This is a genomic window from Paenibacillus sp. NMA1017, from assembly GCF_058895805.1.
On the sequence record NZ_JBZXYR010000001.1, the window covers coordinates 794888 to 810755 of the forward strand.

Sequence of the window (15868 nt, forward strand, 5' to 3'; positions counted from 1 at the left end):
GCCTCCTTATTTGCGGAACACTTTTTTGCTGCGCACATATTCGACATCGGGCACGCCCTGACGGACATTCGCTGTGCGAGCGACGGCAAAGAAATAATCGGAAAGGCGGTTCAAATACCGACGTACCGCCGGATTGATGTCCGTATGTTTACCTAGTGTAACAGCACGGCGTTCCGCGCGTCGGCAAACCGTACGGCAAACATGAAGCGTTGAGGATAATGTGCTACCACCCGGTATAATAAAACGCTCTACCTTCGGATTTTCCTCCTGGCATGCATCAATCCAGCCTTCTAGACGCTCTGCCAGCTCGTCTTTCACCTTATATTTGCTTTCACTGATTTTAACAAATGCCAAATCCGAACCACAATCAAACAGCTCCTGCTGTATTTCTTCTAATTGAGTCCGAATATCAGTAAACTCTTCCCCTTCAGCAAAGCTGATCGCTTGTCCCACAAAACTGTTCAGCTCGTCAATTGTACCGTATGCCTCCACACGGTCATCATCTTTGGACACTCGACCGCCGATCACAGAAGTTTGTCCTTCATCACCTGTTCTGGTATAGATTCCCACTTTATTCCATCCCCTTTATCATTCCGTAAGTGCTTTCAGCACCTTAATGGCTTCTTCCTTATTGCTTGTACGAGGCGGCACGGTGGCAAATAATGTTTTTGAGTTATATTTTAGCTCCTTAAACATCTTCATCTGCTCCACTGGAATTCCAAACAAATGAGTTTCCTTGCTTACATCTGTTCCCTCTTCTTCCTGCCCCTTCTTCTTAAATACGCCGCCCTCGAACACGCCCCGGGCATACGTCTTCTTGTCAAAAGCATCATCTAACGGCAGATTCGAGCCATTCTGTCCATACAGCTTCATGTCCTCTTCCGGCAAAAGAAACAGATCATGCTCCCCGGCCGCATATTCTACAACCAGCTTCTGCTGGTTATACAGCGGACTAACTGAAATCTCAATAGTCGGAGCCTGTTCGCCCAGCTTATCCTTAAGCTTCTGTGCCAGCTCTTCACGGATGACCGAAGCATCCCCTTTATCCATAATAAAAATGGAGAAGCTGTCCTTGTCCCGTCCTCCACATCCAGCCAATAATACAAGTGCCAGCATTCCGATGACCCATGGCGATAGCCTTTTTAGCCCTGCTCTCATATTTACCCCCCTCTTCCATGCCATTAATATATCATAAGTTGTGAACGCAAAAAAAGAAGGCCCTATGGCCTTCTTCTTACCTTCGGCTGACTTCACACGGTTACACCTTGCATTCCGTACCATACAGCTTCATGTATTCATTGATTTTCAAATCGAGCTTGCAACTGATCTCGATGACAAGATCAGAGGTGAAGGACTGCTCTTCCTGAAACGTCCGCATCATCTCATTGCGCAGGAGCAAAATTTCATCTTCCAGAGAAATGTCGTATCCTATTGAACTAGACGAATTATATCCAACATATGACATGAGCATTCCTCCTACAATTGAAAAATTGAACTTCCTGCTTCCGATTTCAAATTATAGCATAGAAATTTAGAAATAAAAGACTATTTTTTATGAATTACCCATTAAAAAATAATTTTAACCTTCTTTTCTTACTTTTTCTATAAAATGACCAATTCGATCCAGTGCCTCCGTCAGCTGAGCAACCGAAGTCGCGTAGGAGCAACGAAGATAGCCTTCGCCTCCCAAACCGAACACATTACCCGGTACAGCCGCAACTTTAGCCTCTGCCAAAAGACGCTGTGCAAATTCATCTGAGCTGAGTCCCGTGCTTTGAATACTGGGGAAAACGTAAAAAGCCCCTCTTGGCTCATGGCACTCCAGGCCAATTTCCCGGAACCCTTCAACCATCAGACGGCGACGCTGATTATAGGCTTCTACCATACGATCTTTCTCACCCAAACCATTACGCAAGCCTTCCAGTGCCGCAACTTGCCCCATAGAAGGCGCACACATTACGGTGTACTGATGGATTTTGAGCATAGCAGCAATCAGATCTGGATGTCCGCATGTATATCCAATACGCCAGCCTGTCATGGCGAAGGCTTTGGAAAAACCACTGACGAGAATCGTACGATCCATCATACCAGGCATAGCGGCAAAACTGACATGCTTCTCTCCATAATTCAATTCAGCATAAATTTCATCAGAAATGACGATCAAATCATGCTTTTCCACGACTTCCGCAATCGGAAGCCAATCTTCATAAGTCATCGTAGCCCCAGTTGGATTGCTCGGATAGCATAAAATCAACACCTTGGATTTAGGTGTAATTTTTGCCTCCAGTGCCTCAGCCGTCAGCTTGAATTCATTCTTAGCAAATGTTTCAATACCTACCGGAATCCCGCCTCCAATCGAAGTGATTGGAGAATATGAAATGTAGCACGGCTCGGGCACGAGAATTTCGTCGCCAGGTACAATTAACGCACGCAAAGCAAGATCAATCGCCTCGCTTCCCCCAACGGTCACGATAATCTCATTTTTAGGATCATAACGGACTTCAAATTGCTCATTCAGATAATCACTAATCGCTTCACGAAGTTCTGGCGTTCCCGCATTAGACGTATAGCTGGTAAAACCTCGCTCTAATGAATAGACACAGGCTTCCCGCATATGCCAAGGGGTTGTAAAATCCGGTTCGCCTACACCAAGGGTAATAATATCCTTGTTGCCACCCACCAAGTCAAAAAACTTACGGATGCCCGAAGATGGGATCTCGCGCACCAACGGGGACAAATAGGAACTCATGGCTTTGTTACTATCGGTAAATGCTTCTGTTTTGAGATTCATCATGATCTTCCTTTACGGCGAAATCACCAGACGATTATCTTCCTGATGATCCTCAAAGATAATTCCGTCCTGCTTGTATTTTTTAAGCGTAAAATTGGTCTTGGTGGACAAGACCGAGTCAATAGGAGACAGTTTCTCCGACACAAAATTAGCGACCTCACGGAGGTTGCGGCCTTCAACTTCTACCAGCAAGTCGTATGCTCCCGACATGAGATAAACTGATTTAACTTGCGGATATAAATAAATCCGTTCTGCAATACCTTCAAATCCTCTTCCACGCTCGGGTGTAATCTGTACTTCAATCAAAGCAGTAACCTTTTCGTCGTCGACTTTATCCCAATTGACTACGGCGGCGTACTTAACGATTACATGTTGGTCTTCGAGCTCTTTAATTGAGGTGCGTACATCCTGCTCGTCAACCCCTAGTAAAGTAGCCAACAAAGTCGGTGTTCTTCTTGCATCTTCTTTTAACAATTCCAGCACTTTTAATTTCAAACCATTTAGCTCTGTCATTCTACATAAGGCCTCCATCGAAAGAGATTACTATACATCATACAATACGCACTTTAAACCTGCAAAGAAAAACCGTCCACTCCGGTAAACCCGGCAGATGGACGGCTGTTATGGGAATCTGCTTCAAAAACGGAAAATCCCGTTTACATATAATAAGGGTTGTTTTGATGAGTAGACTGGCCTTGCTGGTGCATAGATTGACCATATACTCCCGCGGATGCCGACTTTTGCTGAATGAACTGTTGGCATTCTTGTTGGGTCTTGCGAGCTTCTTGAATCTGTTTGTCCAAATCGATGCGCAGCGCTTTAGTCGGAGTGGCGTACATATTGTTTTGGCTCATCAGATGATACAAATCACCTTGCAGACGCAATGTATCATTCGTAAGGTCGGTGAACATCTGACGCACAGACGGACAATTGGATTCTGTCGTCGCCGTTGTGTACTCGCGCACTGTACGTTTCATATCAGCAAGAATGGTATAGAGCAAATCTTCTTCGGGCATAAATGACATATTGTTTTGTGAATACATTCTGTCAAACCTCCTTTATTGTAAATCCAAATTACTGCTGCGGTTGCATTGGGGCAAGCTGCTGATGCTGTTGAAGAGCATTAGAAAGCAGATTCAAGTGGTGCTCATGAGTTCTTGCCAGTTGCAAACAGGCTTGTTGGATGGCTGGGTGCTGAATAGACGCCGCTGTGGCCGCACATTGTTTGAGTAGTAGTTCTTCATTGGAAATGGAGTCCACGATGTACTCCAGCTCTTTGCCTGACAAGGGTTGCATGTTCGTAGATTGCATAATCTCTGTGCCTCCTTAGATGTTTTGTTGCACGCTGGTTATCTTGTCCGTTTGTCGAAATACTATGTACACATAAGAGATACTACATATTGCCTATGAGGAGAGCTATTTTATATGGAATTGATAAGCGGGAACACATATTGGCCGAATTCCTTGGAGCAGACACTGGATTTTCCGCCTTTGGCAGAGGATTTAATTTGTGATGTATTGATCATCGGAGGAGGGATGGGAGGGGCCATCTGCTCCCGGTTATTGGGAGAGCGACAAGTAGACACCGTGGTTATTGACAAACGCAAGCTGGTAACTGGAAGCTCTTCGGCCAATGCTGGCCTGCTGCAATATAGCAATGACAAGACCTTAACCTCTTTCATTAATACGTTTGGTGAAACGAACGGCGTACTGTTTTACCGCATGAGTAAAGATGCATTGGATCAGTTAGATAAGCTGGCTGCTACACTGGATACAGACCCTTCCTTTATTCGGCGCAGCAGCCTGTACTATGCAAGTACATCGGAGGATATACAGGTGCTTCAGGAAGAGTACAGACAGCTAACCCGGTTTGGATTTCCAGCGGAGTACTGGGATGAGCAAAAGGTTGCTGCCCGATTTCCTTTTCGAAAACCGGCAGCCTTGTACACACACGAAGATGCTGAGGTTAATCCATTTTTGTTTGCCCAGGGCCTGCTGCAATCTGCCAACCGTCTCGGTGTTCGCTTATATGAGCATACGGAAGCCAAGCATTTTGAATTCCATGATAATGAGGTCGTTTGTCATACTAACGGTGGAATGATCCGAGCAAAAAAGGTTGTTTTTGCAACAGGTTATGAAACACAAGAGATTAAAACCGATCGGGGAGCCGTTCTGCAGAGCTCTTATGCTATCGCCACCAATCCAATCGGAGATGCTCCCTTGTGGCATGAGCAGTGTCTGATCTGGGAAACTGCCCGTCCTTATCTATATATGCGCTCCACACCGCAAGGACGCATCATTATTGGTGGTTTGGATGAACCTATATTGGACGCCAACCAGCGTGAAATCAGGCTGCTACACCAACAGCAAAAGCTGCTGCAAGCACTACAGGAGCATTTTCCCGGAGTACCCTTTCAGATCGACTATGCTTGGGCGGCTGTATTCGGCTCCTCTCACGATGGCTTGCCGTATATTGGTCCACATCCGCGTTTTCCAAACTGCTACTTTTTGGAGGGTTATGGAGGGAATGGATCGGTTACGAATATGATGGCCGCACAGCTATTGGCTGATGAACTGACGGGCACACACCGACCTGAAATGGAGCTGTATTCTCTGACCCGTACGACCAAATCCTCGCCAGAAACAACGGAACCGATGGTTTAACATATGAATACAAAAAGAACCTCCTTTCGCCTATATAAGTGAATTCTGAGGTTCTTTTTGTGTTGATTTTTCATGTTATTCCGTTTGCTTGCGCCAGCGTTGTGCGTGGGAATGAGACTTGTTCTGCTTCGTCTTTTGTTCCATTTTCAGCACACTTCGCATAAAAAACCATCCGAGCACTGGCATCAATGCAAGTCCAATCAATAACCAGATCATCGCCGTAGGAGCCTTGCTGATGCTTAGGACGCCCAAGAAAATGAGTGTTCCGGTCAACCGGCCTACCATTAAGCATAGTTCGCGCAGTACAACCAGTTCCACTCTCTGATTGGCATCTCCTTTACTCGTACCCATTAGATCAAAGCTCGCAGAAATCATGGGAATTAAATACAAGGGCATAAACAATGCGGTACCGATCCCCATAATCAGTAGCGTACTATACTCCATACGCCACAATAACGGTAAAAGCGCGATCACCAACAACACGGCACCCAACAGCATACCCGCCGAACGATAGTGTGGCTTGAGCCATTTTCCGACAGCCCAAAAGCTGAAAAATGAAACCGCCGATGTAATAAGTGAAAACTGCGCCAGCTTCCATTCCTGTTGAGTAGCTACATATACGAGCAGCGTGATCAGGAAGGCAAACACCCCTTCGCGAATGCCCTGGGCAATAAGCGATAGCGACAACGGACGCCACATACTCCCTTTTTGTGACAATCGTTGCTTGGGTTCCTTCCAATTGTAATTTCCTGTCGGCTTACGCTTGCGAAGAAAGAAACTAAGCACCACTCCTACGACATAAAAGGCCAAGGAAATACTGAATATCACGCGATAACCTGCATCATCCTCCATACGGGCAATAATCCAACCGGACAGCCAAGGACCCACTATACCCGAAAACGAGCCCAGCAGACCCACCCATCCGTTAAAATGATCACGGCTTGCCTGGTCCGTGACTTCGAAAAAAATGACATTAAACGCCAGCCAGAATAAACCTAATGCTGCACCCAGCAGCATCCCGAGCGGCCATATGTAGTTCACAGCCTGCGGTCCCGTATATAACACGATCAGATAAAATAGGCCGGATAATGCGGTCCCCACGCGCAGGGCATTCATTTTGTTATGTTCCTTGACCCATTTTCCAGCCACCCAGACCATAATTCCCAGCGCAATTTGTTGACTGACATTAAACCAGCCGATCATCGCGTAATCCTGCCTGCTTTTCCACAGATACACGTTAAGAAATGTGCCTGACAATGCTGCTGCAAACACAAACAATCCATTCAAGCTTAATAGCAGAATGGATTGTCCGTTCAGGTTTGATTTCAATGCAGTTCCCCCTAACCGAAAAATCACCAATCAGCTTATTTCAAGCCAGCTTGTTCAAAGATTTCTTCGATTTAAGATGCCCGTATTGAGCTTGGGCCTATTCGGGGGATTGCTATTTAATTGCTGGAAATACCGCTGAGCTTCTCCAGCATCCGCAGTCGGTCATTCTCTGACAGTGTCTGCTGTACATGGAAGCAGCTAGGACACACATAAACATTCAAGACGAACGGCAACTCCAGAACAGGCTTGCCAAGCGCTGGAGACATCGAAGGTTCAAAGCCTTCTTTGGTTACGGTTTGCGAACCCGCATGTAGCATGTACTCTCCACATTGGGAACATTCAAGAACCTCATCTTGTCTGTCGAGTATTTGTTCAGCGCCTTGTTCATAAGCCATCAGATCCGCACCGCTTTCTTCAAATTTTTGCAAAGTGTGCAGCACAGGCAGCTTATGAAGCTCATTATCCTGCAACAACGGTGCATCAACCGGTTTTTCAACTACGATTTCATCCTCTGCCTCATATAAAATATCCTGCTCCTCATCATCACCGAGCTGAATACTCAAGGTACGATAACCCTTCAGGTCTTCTTTTCCATGAGCGTGGGGCGCCGGGGTTACAGAAGCCACATGATCATGTTTCGTCTCTTCATGTCCATGCTCACCGGCATGTCTATGAACAGGTGGAGAAACAGACTCATCTTCATCATCGGTGATGTCAGAGTACCCTTTCAGATCATTATGGCAATAAGGACACTCTTCCTCAGGTCCCAATTCTTCATCCCAAATAATTTCCATGTTACACCATGGGCAAATAGTCATTTCCAAGCTTATCATCCTTCCGTTCCAAGCGTATACCAAGCTCTAGTATACAGGATGTGTCAAGTTACGCTAGCACCGATCACATAAGATAACGATATTGAAATAATCATGGAGAACAAGCCGACAGCACGGTTATCCTCTTTAATCTGTTGATCGATAGAAAATACCGGTGTCAGAAACTCAAAAAGAAAGTACGCCGCAAGTAGCAGTAAAAAGCCAACGAACGACCAAATCATCGTATCATACACACTGGATTTGGCTTCCATCGCAAAGCGGAGCACGTTGCAAATACCGAACATTTTCCCCCCCGTAGCCATGGCTACCGAAACATTGCCGCGCTTGATCTCTTCCCAGCATTTATAGCGGGTTACCAGCTCAAAACACGACAAAAATACAATTAGCTCCAGCACCGCCACCGAGAAATAACCCAGCATCATCCCCAACGGATGTGACAGCAATTCATCAATCGCCATCTTCACTTCGTCCCTCCCGTTCTACCAAGCGTTCCCGGGCAAAGCCGGCAACCCATAGCTATTCCAATTCAGCAACTGTTACGCCTGTGCCGCCTTCATTGTAATTACCAATACGGTAGCTTTTCACATGTTTATGCTTGCGGAGGTACTCCTGAATACCGGTTCTCAGGACACCCGTACCTTTGCCATGAATAATGTGTACCTGACCCAGATTGGCCAGAAACGCTTCATCCATGAATCGGTCCACTTCCATCAAGGCTTCCTCCACGTTTGCCCCCCGAAGATCAAGTTCACTTCGTACGTTATCATCCCGTGTCCGCTTAACGCCAGTCACTGGTTTTTGAACTCTTGGAGTCGTTGCTTGGGAAGGTTGCAGTAGTTCCAGATCATCCAGACTGACCTTCATCTTCATGATCCCCAGTTGAACCACAGCTTCCTTGGTACCGGACAGTTCAACCACGTGGCCTTTTTTATTCAGACTGTGAACGGATACTTCATCGCCAGCCATGATAGAACGAGTACGCGTAGCGGCCGGGCGTTTGACGGTACTTTTCTTGCGTTGCTTCGGTTCAGCCTCATCCAGTTCTCTGCGAGCTGCAATCAGCTTATGCTCCTTAACCGAGGCCCCTTCTTCCTGAGCCAATTTACGCAAATCAGTAATGATTTTCTCTGCTTCACTACGAGCCTTATCCACGAGAACTCTTGCTTCGTCCTCAGCTTTTTCCAGCATACGGTCCCGTTGGGACTCCAGCTTATCCAACTCCGTCTGATGACGGCTACGCAATGCTTCCATTTCCTTACGCAGCTGCTCCGCTTTTTCCCGTTCTTGCTCAGCTGTTAAACGGTTCTGCTCCAGTGACGCGATCATGTGCTCGACGCGCTGGTCTTCTTCCGTTACCTCACCACGGGCATAGTCTAAAATACGCCCTGGCAATCCCAATCGCTCGGCAATAGCAAATGCATTACTTCGTCCGGGAACACCGACCAGAAGGCGGTAAGTCGGGCTTAATGTAGCGACATCAAACTCCATGCTTGCATTAATAATTCCTTTACGCTCATAGGCATACGCCTTCAATTCACTATAGTGAGTCGTGGCAACCATACGGCAACCCATAGCATGTATATGCTCCAAAATGGATATAGCTAGAGCCGAACCTTCCGCGGGGTCCGTTCCTGCCCCCACTTCGTCAAGCAATACAAGACTTTTTGGCGTCATATTTTTCAGGATGCTAATAATATTGGTCATGTGACTGGAAAATGTACTCAAGTTTTGTTCAATGCTCTGCTCGTCACCAATATCGGCATAGATTGCATCAAATACACACAGCTGGCTTTCGTCCTCAACAGGTACAAACAGTCCAGACATCGCCATCAAACTAAGCAGACCGATGGTTTTCAGAGTAACGGTTTTCCCTCCTGTGTTCGGTCCGGTAACGATAATGGAGGTGTATGAATTGCCCAGCTCCACATCAATGGGAACAACCTGCTCCAACGGAATTAGGGGATGTCTACCCTTTTTCAGCTTCAAGTACCCGCGGTCATTCATTAAAGGCAAGGTTGCCTTCATTTCACGAGCGAGACGCGCTTTTGCAAAAATAAAATCAAGATTGCCCAAAATGTCCACATCATACAGCAACATATCCGCTTGTTCTGCGACGAGTGCGGTCAGCTTTTGTAAAATGACTTCAATTTCACGCTCTTCTCTCAGCCTTGTTTCCCTCAGCTTATTGTTCATGGCTACGATGGATTCAGGCTCGATAAACAATGTTGCACCAGACCCGGATTGATCATGAACAATTCCGCCAAAATAAGAACGGTATTCGGCCTTAACCGGGATCACAAACCGATCTCCACGGATCGTAATCAACTGATCTTGAAGCATTTTGGAGACAGTTGAGGAACGAATCATGGAATCCAGCTTTTCACGAATACGCACTTCTCCCGAGCGCAGCTCCCGACGGATTTGAGAAAGCTCTGTGCTGGCAGAATCCAGCACCTCTGCATTTTCGTCAATACAGCCTTTAATGGAGTTTTCTAAACCTCTTTGCTCCGAAAGCTGCTCGCTCCAATACAGCAATGTTTCGACAGGATTTTCCTCATGCAGACTTGCCACGTATACCTGTATACGGCGTGCGGCCTGAACTGTTGTCCGAATGCCAAGCAACTCCTGCGGGCTTAATGTTCCACCAATACGGGCACGCTTCACCGCTGGAGTGATATCCACTACTCCGTTAAATGAAGGCACTCCTTTGAGGCGATCAGCAGCATAGGCCTCATCCGTGCCTTTCAGCATTTTCTTGATATGCTCCAAATCATCACTGGGCTGTAGTCGAAGGGCTGTCTGTTGTCCTGTTGCCGTTTGGGCATAGTGACTTAGTTTATTTAGAATTTTTTGATATTCAAGGGTTTTGAAAATTTTAGAGTCCAACTTCACTACTCCTTTCACTTATATCTATATTATACCGAAAGCAGCAAACTTACGCTATTTGCCAACTCTGTTTTACACATAAGAAAGCTCTTCATGCCACACACTAACCTTTGTCTAACCCTGTAAATTCAAAACACAAAGGAGGTTATTCCGTGAGCATTCTCGGGCACATTGTACGTTTCATCGTTGCCGCTCTGGTGCTGATGGTCGTAAGCTGGATCGTTCCCGGATTTAGTGTAGGCGGCTTTTGGAGCGCGCTGATTCTTGCCATTGTCATTGCCTTGGTTGGTTACATCATCGAGGCAGTGTTTGGCCGACGTGTTTCTCCATTTGGACGCGGTATCGTAGGTTTTCTTGTGAGCGCTCTGGTTATCTGGATCGCTCAATATGTCGTGACCAATGTCAGTGTTTCCGTTCTGGGCGCACTGCTCGCTGCATTGGTTATCGGGATTATCGACCTGTTCATTCCGGTATCGACCCCGTTTGAAGCCGGTCGTAAAGACGCGAAATAATTTTAGTAGACACTCCCGGCAAAGCTGTCCCGAAGCAGATTTCGTCTGCCAAAGGACAGCTTTTTGTCATAAACACTTCTGAGTGGATACAATAAGCAAATAATCCCCGGCGATAAGCAGCCGGGGATTGCCTTACATTTATAATCCGTATCTACTGATCCTGTTCGATAAGTTCAATCCATTCATTGTACTCCGTTTGAAGCTTGGTATATTCTTCCTGTAATTGACGTAATTCCGCAGAAATCTTCTCCGTATTTTCTCGATCTACGTCCTGTTGCACTTGTAGTAGACGAAGCTGATGCGCCGCCATTTCATATTTTTGCCCCACTTCGTCCAATTCAGACTGCAAGGCCATTCGTTCCTGCTCTATGGACTGCTGTTCAGCTTTCGCCGTTTTGGCAGCTTCAACCGCCAAACGAGTCTCCTCCTGGAGCTGTTCCTTTTGTTCAACCGTTACCGCTATTTCCCGTTCCCAAGATGCAAATTCTTCCTTACGGGCAGCATCTTCAGCTTCCAGACGTTCCGCTTCTGCCTTCAACTGATCGTATTTAAGTTGCCACTCCAGAGATTCTTCCTCAGCACGTTCCAGTTCACTCCGCCGTTCGCGATCTTCCTGTTGGAGCTGCTTGATATTTTGCTCCAGCTGCCCAGCTCGGGTCTTCATGCTTCCATATTGTTCCTGAAGCGATTGATACGCCTTAGCTCCCTCTTGCTCTCGGACTTTGGCTTTCTCAAGCTCATCCTGAACGCGAATCAGCTCAGGTGAAAGCTCCTTGATTCTCGCTTCGAGTTGAACTAGCCGTTGCTGTTGTGAAGCAAATTTATCATTAATAGCTTCGAGCTCAGCCGTTGCGTGCTGTAATTGCTCCTGTATCGCTTCCTTCTGTTCACGTGCTTCCAGCAGGGAAAGCTCCAGCTCATCAACTGCCAACTGGCGTTCTTCTGCAAGTTTCTTCCATGACTTCTCGCTTTCAGCTAACGTAGTCAGCTCACTTTGCAGCTTGCGAGAAGATACGTGAGCTTGCTCCAGCAGCTTCTGCATCCGACGCTGTTCTTCCTCCAGCTTAGCCGTCTGCTGCTGCGTAGCCTTGGCTTCAGCTTCTAATTGATCATATCGGCTTTGCAGTTCTTCACGCGCAAGCGTATCTGCCTGCTCTCGCTCTATCGCAACCTGTCGCTGTGTTTCCAGCACAGACTCCAGCTCGGACTGTTGTTGCTTCAGTACTCTTGCTTGCTCTTGAGCCTCTCCCAGACGAGAAGAAAGCTCTGTACTGCCTGCCTGTACTTGTTCTAATTGTTCCTGAAGCTCCTCGACCCGAATCTCCTGCTCCAGTGCAGCTTCATCAGCTCGTTTCTGCGCTTCCTGATGCTGGAGCTTTTCTTCATTCAACGCCAATTCAGCCTGTTTACGTTCCTGCTCCAGCTGCTCATTCAGCCCGGAGCACTTGGTCTGCCATTCGCTTACCTTCTTGTTATGCTCTTGCTGCAAAGCAGATCGTAGCTTGTCCAGTTCTGTATTCTTTTGCTCCTGATGAATCTTTTCTGCAGCTGACAGCTTGGCTTCAGCCTGTTTAGCCGCTTCAGCTACTTCCTTCTTCATCTGCTCTTCTATCTGCCGGATACGAGCATTGGCCGCCTCCTGCTGCTCTTTCAGCTTCCGAGAAGCTTCTTGACGAGACTCCTCCAATTCACGCTTAGCTTGTTTTTGTCCATTTTCAAGTTCAGCCGCTTTTTTCTCCTGCTGTTCCAGCTTTGCCTTCAATTGGGCAATCTCCTTGGCTGATACAGATTCGGTTTCCATCAGCTTCTTCTGCGTTGCTTCCTTTTCTTCCTTTAGCTGAATAAGAGATTGATGCATATCTGTATTTTTTTGCTGCTGTTCCCCTAGAGCCGTCTGAAGTTGCGCCAGATCTCCCCGGAGCTCTGCTCGTTCCGCTGCTAAACGGTTCATATGACTCTGAATTTCCTGGATTTGTACAGCTTCTTCTGCCATATGAACCGCAGCCAGTACGGCAATTCGGGGCATATCCAGACGCGAATGAGCTTGAGAAATGCTGTGCATACGCTCATCCACGTAATTGGCAACCTGCTTCATATAATCGGTATTGCTGCCGACGAGTTTATAAGAAGTACCGTAGATCTCTACAGTGACGCGAGTACGATCTGGTGTAGTCACAATTATGCCCTCCTTCAATACTACTGTATGTTGATTCTAAGGTGCGTCCGGTACTATGGTAACCCGCCTTCCGTGAAGCGTTCAACCTTATTAGTCCGGCTTCCCCGCAGCGGGTAAATATCAGAGTAAGAGAGCTTCTATGATGATAGGCCAAAAAGCCGTATCGAACCTCTGTCACTAAGATTCGATACGGCTTCCCGCATTTCCTGCTACTTTCTCAATTCCGCTCCAAAAGTTTGTTCCAGAGACGTAACGACAGGAGTATGCGCCGCATTGATCTCTTCATCCGTCAACGTATGCTCCCAATGACGATAGGTCAGAGAGATAGCTACGCTCTTCTTATCTTCACCAAGCTTGCTGCCCGTAAATACATCAAACACCCGTGCATCCTGCAATAGCTCTCCGCCTGCAGCGTGAATAACACGAAGCAGTTCCCCTGCCTCAACGTCTTTATTCACCACGAGGGCAATGTCACGTTCCACGGATGGGAAGCGAGCCAGCTCTCTGAACTGAATATGAGAGTTTGCGTGTTCAACGACCTGTTGCAGCGCAATTTCCGCTACATACGTATCATTCAGCCCATAGGATTGTTGCAGCTCCGGATGAATCTGCCCAATGGTACCGATCCGTTGAGAGTTTCCATTCACATCCAGCCATACCGAAGCGGAACGGCCCGGGTGGTAGCTTTGCGGTTGGTCGGCCACATAACGAATGCTGGCACTTAATCCGAAATAGTCAAACACCGTTTCAAGCGCGCCTTTAATATCAAAGAAATCAACCTTTTCAGCACCAATATTCCATTGTTTTTCACGGCGTACCCCAGTCAGCAGTAGACTAAGCACTTGAATTTCCTGCGGCTGACGGGTTAATGTTTGTTCCTCTGTATAAAATACCGTTCCCATCTCAAAAATCGACAGATTGTCTTGCTTGCGATTCATGTTGTACACCGCTGTATCCAGCATCTGTGGAATAATACTCGTACGCAAAACACTACGGTCTTCGCTCATAGGCATAGCCAAACGTACCGGATGGCTACCTTCTGTCAGGGCATTAAATAACCCCGTACTTTGCGGATGTACAAAAGAGTAGCTGATCGTCTCCTGCCAACCACCATGAGCCAGCAATCTGCGCAGGGAGCGGCGCAATGATTGCGATGCTGTCAAAGCTCCCGGAGTTGTAGGACCTTCAATCGGCGTGGTCGGGATATTGTCGTAACCATACAGACGAGCTACCTCTTCGATTAAGTCCACGTCAATGGTGATATCTCCACGGCGTGTAGGAACTTGAACTTCCAGTACCCCTTGCTCTGCGTCGCCACATCCGAAATGAAGTCTACCAAAAATCGTTTTCACCTCAAGCAGCGACAGTTCGGTTCCCAAATATCTGTTTATTTTATCTAGCGACAGCTTGATAATGCGGTTTTCAGCTTTTGCAGACGCAGATTCTACGATGCCCTGGTGTACAGTGCCTCCCGCATAACGCTGAATCAGCGCAGCTGCACGATTCACAGCAGGCACAACAGCGCCTGGATCAACCTCTTTTTCAAAACGCAGACTTGCTTCTGAACGCAGTCCAAGTTGACGAGACGTTTTGCGAACTGTACCGCCGTCAAACTTCGCAGATTCCAGCGCAATGCTGACCGTCGCATCCGTAACCTCGGAATTGGCTCCACCCATCACGCCTGCCAATGCTATTGGTTTCACACCGTCTGTAATCAGCAGCATATGCGGCTCCAGCTTACGCTCCTGATCGTCAAGTGTAATCAATGTTTCGCCTGCACGAGCGAGTCGAACTTCAATATTTCCATTTTCCAGCTTATCCGCATCAAAAGCATGCAGCGGCTGACCGTATTCCAGCATGACGTAGTTCGTAATATCTACGATGTTGTTGATCGGACGAACACCTGCCGCCATCAGGCGGTTTTGAATCCATAACGGAGAAGCCCCCACTTTTACACCTGTAATATAACGGGCCGCATAGTGCGTACACAGTTCAGGAGTATCTACCTTCACAGACAGATGATCTGCCGCTGCATCGCTAATTTCCACCAGATCCTTAGCCGGATCAGCCAGCGAAATATCACGTCCCAGAATCGCACTCACTTCATATGCTGCTCCGTGCATGCTCAGGCAATCCGAACGGTTGGGTGTCAGATCAAAATCCAGCACTTGATCATCTAGCGCCAGCAGCTTCGTAATTGGCATACCAATTTCAGCATCCTCAGGCAGCACCAAAATACCTTCTTGCAATTCCTTTGGAAGCAGCTTGTCATTCATGCCCAGTTCTTTGGCCGAGCAGATCATGCCCATGGACACAACACCACGCAGCTTGGCCTTTTTAATGTGGAAATCTCCTGGCAACTTTGCACCTACAACTGCAACAGGAACCTTTTGACCTGCGTCCACGTTTTTGGCACCACACACGATTTGCAGATCTTCCTCCTGACCTGCATCAACAATACACACATTCAGCTTATCCGCATCTGGATGCTTTTCCTTGCTTTTAACATAGCCGACAACGACGCCAGTAATCCCTTGATTGCGCTGCTCGACCTCATCAATTTCTATACCCGAACGGGTGATTTTCTCTGCCAGATCCTCCGCGCTTACCTGATCCAGCGATACATACTCGGACAGCCACTCGAATGATACTTTCATATGGGTTCACTTCCCTTGAT

15 protein-coding genes are annotated in these 15868 nt (G+C 47.2%); 2 read left to right on the top strand and 13 right to left on the bottom strand.

The window, feature by feature from the left end; genetic code table 11:
* Positions 1-6: 6 nt before the first annotated feature.
* From AC5ELV_RS03770 to AC5ELV_RS03800, 7 genes are all read right to left on the bottom strand, one after another.
* Complete coding sequence (locus AC5ELV_RS03770) at positions 7-570, bottom strand: cob(I)yrinic acid a,c-diamide adenosyltransferase (RefSeq protein WP_061829140.1); 564 nt, start codon at positions 568-570, stop codon at positions 7-9.
* Between the two features lie 18 nt (positions 571-588).
* Complete coding sequence (locus tag AC5ELV_RS03775) at positions 589-1158, bottom strand: hypothetical protein (RefSeq protein ID WP_493429176.1); 570 nt, start codon at positions 1156-1158, stop codon at positions 589-591.
* Between the two features lie 100 nt (positions 1159-1258).
* Complete coding sequence (locus tag AC5ELV_RS03780; protein WP_493429177.1) at positions 1259-1465, bottom strand: aspartyl-phosphate phosphatase Spo0E family protein; 207 nt, start codon at positions 1463-1465, stop codon at positions 1259-1261.
* A 114-nt stretch (positions 1466-1579) separates the two neighbouring features.
* A complete protein-coding gene (locus AC5ELV_RS03785; RefSeq protein ID WP_493429343.1) occupies positions 1580-2791 on the bottom strand; it encodes an aminotransferase class I/II-fold pyridoxal phosphate-dependent enzyme in 1212 nt (403 codons plus the stop codon).
* 12 nt (positions 2792-2803) lie between these two features.
* Positions 2804-3304 (bottom strand): Lrp/AsnC family transcriptional regulator, encoded by a 501-nt coding sequence (locus AC5ELV_RS03790; protein WP_023987779.1) that lies wholly within the window; start codon positions 3302-3304, stop codon positions 2804-2806.
* Positions 3305-3447: 143 nt separating this feature from the next.
* Positions 3448-3834, bottom strand: coding sequence for a spore coat protein (locus tag AC5ELV_RS03795; RefSeq protein WP_029516490.1), 387 nt, complete (start codon positions 3832-3834; stop codon positions 3448-3450).
* Between the two features lie 31 nt (positions 3835-3865).
* A complete protein-coding gene (locus tag AC5ELV_RS03800) occupies positions 3866-4102 on the bottom strand; it encodes a hypothetical protein (protein ID WP_013370103.1) in 237 nt (78 codons plus the stop codon).
* Positions 4103-4216: 114 nt separating this feature from the next.
* On the opposite strand from AC5ELV_RS03800, the gene AC5ELV_RS03805 reads away from it, so the two are divergent.
* A complete protein-coding gene (locus AC5ELV_RS03805; protein ID WP_493429178.1) occupies positions 4217-5455 on the top strand; it encodes an NAD(P)/FAD-dependent oxidoreductase in 1239 nt (412 codons plus the stop codon).
* Between the two features lie 75 nt (positions 5456-5530).
* Here AC5ELV_RS03805 and AC5ELV_RS03810 read toward each other — a convergent pair whose 3' ends face one another.
* From AC5ELV_RS03810 to AC5ELV_RS03825, 4 genes are all read right to left on the bottom strand, one after another.
* Positions 5531-6784, bottom strand: a complete 1254-nt coding sequence (locus tag AC5ELV_RS03810) for an MFS transporter (protein ID WP_493429179.1) — start codon at positions 6782-6784, stop codon at positions 5531-5533.
* Positions 6785-6900: 116 nt separating this feature from the next.
* Positions 6901-7608 (bottom strand): hypothetical protein, encoded by a 708-nt coding sequence (locus AC5ELV_RS03815; RefSeq protein WP_493429180.1) that lies wholly within the window; start codon positions 7606-7608, stop codon positions 6901-6903.
* Between the two features lie 53 nt (positions 7609-7661).
* The gene (locus AC5ELV_RS03820; protein ID WP_013309402.1) at positions 7662-8075 is read right to left on the bottom strand and encodes a DUF350 domain-containing protein; all 414 of its coding nucleotides are present in this window, start codon (positions 8073-8075) and stop codon (positions 7662-7664) included.
* Positions 8076-8133: 58 nt separating this feature from the next.
* Positions 8134-10503, bottom strand: coding sequence for an endonuclease MutS2 (locus tag AC5ELV_RS03825; RefSeq protein ID WP_493429181.1), 2370 nt, complete (start codon positions 10501-10503; stop codon positions 8134-8136).
* A gap of 152 nt (positions 10504-10655) precedes the next feature.
* On the opposite strand from AC5ELV_RS03825, the gene AC5ELV_RS03830 reads away from it, so the two are divergent.
* Positions 10656-11015: a phage holin family protein gene (locus AC5ELV_RS03830; RefSeq protein WP_493429182.1), complete on the top strand. Its 360-nt coding sequence runs from the start codon at positions 10656-10658 to the stop codon at positions 11013-11015.
* Positions 11016-11166: 151 nt separating this feature from the next.
* Here the strand turns inward: AC5ELV_RS03830 and zapA are convergent, their stop codons facing one another.
* Both zapA and pheT read right to left on the bottom strand, forming a co-directional pair.
* Positions 11167-13191 (bottom strand): cell division protein ZapA, encoded by a 2025-nt coding sequence (zapA, locus tag AC5ELV_RS03835; RefSeq protein WP_493429183.1) that lies wholly within the window; start codon positions 13189-13191, stop codon positions 11167-11169.
* A 209-nt stretch (positions 13192-13400) separates the two neighbouring features.
* Entirely contained in the window at positions 13401-15848 is a 2448-nt protein-coding gene (pheT, locus tag AC5ELV_RS03840; protein WP_493429184.1) for a phenylalanine--tRNA ligase subunit beta, read from the bottom strand.
* Between the last annotated feature and the right edge of the window lie 20 nt (positions 15849-15868).